Source organism: Pirellulaceae bacterium (genome assembly GCA_029243025.1).
GTDB lineage: Bacteria > Planctomycetota > Planctomycetia > Pirellulales > Pirellulaceae.
This window is the reverse complement of record JAQWSU010000008.1, coordinates 1-2,945: the sequence shown is the minus strand read 5'-3', so window position 1 is coordinate 2,945 and position 2,945 is coordinate 1. Positions and strand designations below refer to the sequence as shown.

Genomic DNA, 2,945 nt, shown 5'->3' with positions numbered 1-2,945 from the left:
CAACCTAAATGGCGACAATCAGTATGTAACGCTCGGTGGGAAAGCAACGGACTACACACCTGAAAGTGGTAGCATCACGATTTCTCTTTGGTTTAACGTCAATGATTTTGACAAGCGATGGCAAACATTGTTGTCAATCGGTGACAGTGGTCCCTCGGATTGGCGAATCCATCGCCAGAATATGTCGCCAAACATGAGCTATCTTGGTGGCGGATGGGTCCGAAACAATACGAAGGTTGACGACGGTAAGATGCATCATTTGGTGGCAGTTACCGAAAAGGGAAAAGAAGTCCGGCTCTATATCGACAATATTCTCGTCGCAAATAGTGGCAACAACGGGATTGGAGATTTGGGCACGGATGAGGACGGTTGGCTTCCCGCAGTAGGAGCAAATCTACAGGCGCAGATCGATGCCGAAGGTTCGCTCGAAGGCGACTTCATGCCGTCGCAGGATTCGCTACGGGTTTATGCTAAGCCTTCAATTCAGCAGACTGCGAATCGACACACTTCGGGAGTCTATCGGAGTACATCCCATCCGGAGGAGGCTCTCTTAATCGCCGCTCGCAGTGGTGATCTCGAGAAAGTAAAGGCGTTGTTGAAGTCTGGGGTAAACCCCAATGCGACATCTAAGAATTCGTATACGCCGCTCGCTTATGCGGCTGCTGGCGAACATCTCGATGTTATGAAACATTTGCTTGCCAACGGAGCGGATGTTGATAAAGCCTCCAGGTTTAATAAGACGCCGCTACTCGTTGCTGTTGGCACTCCTCATGTGGACGCTGTCAAGCTGTTGCTTGCGGAAGGTGCAGACATTGATGCACGCCAAGCACAAGGCGGGGGTTGTATTCATGAAGCCGCTTTTTGGGGGCAGCCGGAAGTGCTCACCTTCTTGTTGAAAGATCAGAAGGTAGATCCCAATATGAGGGCGAGGAACGGCCAAACAGGTTTCCATCATGCCATGGCGCGAATGATGCCTGGATTGCCTGAGGAAAACCGCGACAACTTGGCATGTGTGAAAGTTCTACTCGAGAACGGGACTAATCCTGATTTGCGATGGAACCGAGCCAGCGCTCTGCAAATGGCGAAGAATAATCATTTGGATGACGCTGCCGAATTGATCAGCCAAGACTAGATGGTTCTCACCGTTGAATTGATCAAACCCCTTGCCTCAATCAAGGCAAGGGGTTTTTCGTTTGTGGGTGACCTGCTTCTTACTACTACCGCACGCCTGCTCTTCTCTACGGTTTTCCAAGACGACGATTTTTGCGGAGTCTGAGCCAGCGCGAACGATTGGAAAATGGTGATGGGAGTGCCGGAAATAATTTTAGCGTAAGGGGGCAAGGTCGGTGTCTGGCAAATCAGGCAGCCGCGAAATTGGCTTCGAAGGGCACTCGGCTGGAAAGGGTGGCTGAGCGTGGAGCTCACTCGCGGTGACGTTTTTCCTGTTTTAATTTGCGAGTGTTCTGCCCGTTTTGCAAGTGGCCAAAGAGCAGGCTGAGCAACCCAGCCTGCCCAAAAGTACCGCAAAATGCGGCCCAAGACAGATTTTGGAGGGGGGACTTTGCTCGTGGAATCGAAGCATCCAGGATGCGGATTCAACTTCGAGCGAAAAAACAACCAATTTGATTGGGAAAAACCGTCTTAAATCACGCACATCAACCTGCGGGTTCTCTCCAGCGGATGTCGCTGGAAGTGGCCCGTTTGGGCAGGCAGGGAAGGGACTTGAGGTAATTGTAGAATCGTTTTGGATCACTTCTTCGAGGCAAAGGTTACACATGATGAGAAAAATCGACTTGATGAAATTGTGTTGGGTGGTCACCGTCGGCGGTTGGCTGCTCCTTTCCGGCCAATCCGGCATTGCCGCAGACGGATCTGACGCGTCAAAAAGGATTCAAGGTGAGTGGATCATTTACCGCGGTGATCAGCACGAAATACGGCGAATCTCTGACGGCAAAGAAGAGAGCACCTTCTACAACTGGCGGGGCGAGCCGCTGTTTGAGCGTTCCGCCGATTTGAAGCTGACCGCCGTGAGTGAGTCTGAGAGCAAAACGCTGATCGATAAAGCTGCAACTTGGGAATATCTCGCTGGTGGTCAGGAACCTGACGATGGTAGCTGGACGGGGCTTGGTTTCGACGCCGAAAAAGCCGGCTGGAAGAGTGGCAAAGCCGGGTTTGGCTATGGAGACAATGATGACAACACGGTGTTGTCTGACATGCAAAATAATTACACCACGATCTTCATTCGCAAAGAATTTGAGATCCCCGCAGGAACAGATCTCAAGCGTCTTGGCCTGTTGATCAACTATGACGACGGGTTTGTCATTTACGCGAATGGTCGTCGTCTCTTTAACTCGAGCAATATCATTGTTGACAAGGATACAGGTGAGCTAACGGTCAATAATCATGAGGCTGGAAATGATGACTATTTTTCGCTCAACGAATATGCCAGTGCATTTCGAACGGGCAAAAACGTGATTGCGATTGAGGGGCATAACACGAACCTTCCGAGTACGGACTTCTCGCTGGATCCCCAATTGGTTGTTGGCGGTTCTGGCAGTTACGTCAAAACGAATCGCAAGGAATCCGCTGGCACGAACCGAACCAATTGGTACCACAAGAATCGCACCTGGAATGGGAAGGTCGATGATGTGGCGATCTGGGGTCGGAGTCTAAGTGGCGATGAGGTTGCTGCACTTTGGAATCGGGGACGGGGTACCAAGAATCTTGCCGACGTCAAAGAAGGAATCATCGGCCATTGGCCTCTTGATGGCAATCTGAACGACGTGAGTGGTAACGGACGTCATGCCAAGGGAGTGAACGCTCCTGGCTTTGCAAAGGGCAAGCTTGGTAAAGCCGTCAACCTAAATGGCGACAATCAGTATGTAACGCTCGGTGGGAAAGCAACGGACTACACACCTGAAAGTGGTAGCATCACGATTTCTCTT

2 protein-coding genes are annotated in these 2,945 nt (G+C 50.9%); both read left to right on the top strand.

Translation table 11 applies throughout. The annotated features are described in order from the left end of the window. Positions 1 to 1,132 (top strand): ankyrin repeat domain-containing protein (locus tag P8N76_04145; protein ID MDG2380840.1); only part of this gene is annotated, 1,132 nt, incomplete at its 5' end. Between the two features lie 643 nt (positions 1,133 to 1,775). Next, the coding region (locus tag P8N76_04140; GenBank protein ID MDG2380839.1) for a hypothetical protein at positions 1,776 to 2,945 on the top strand (1,170 nt) is incomplete at its 3' end.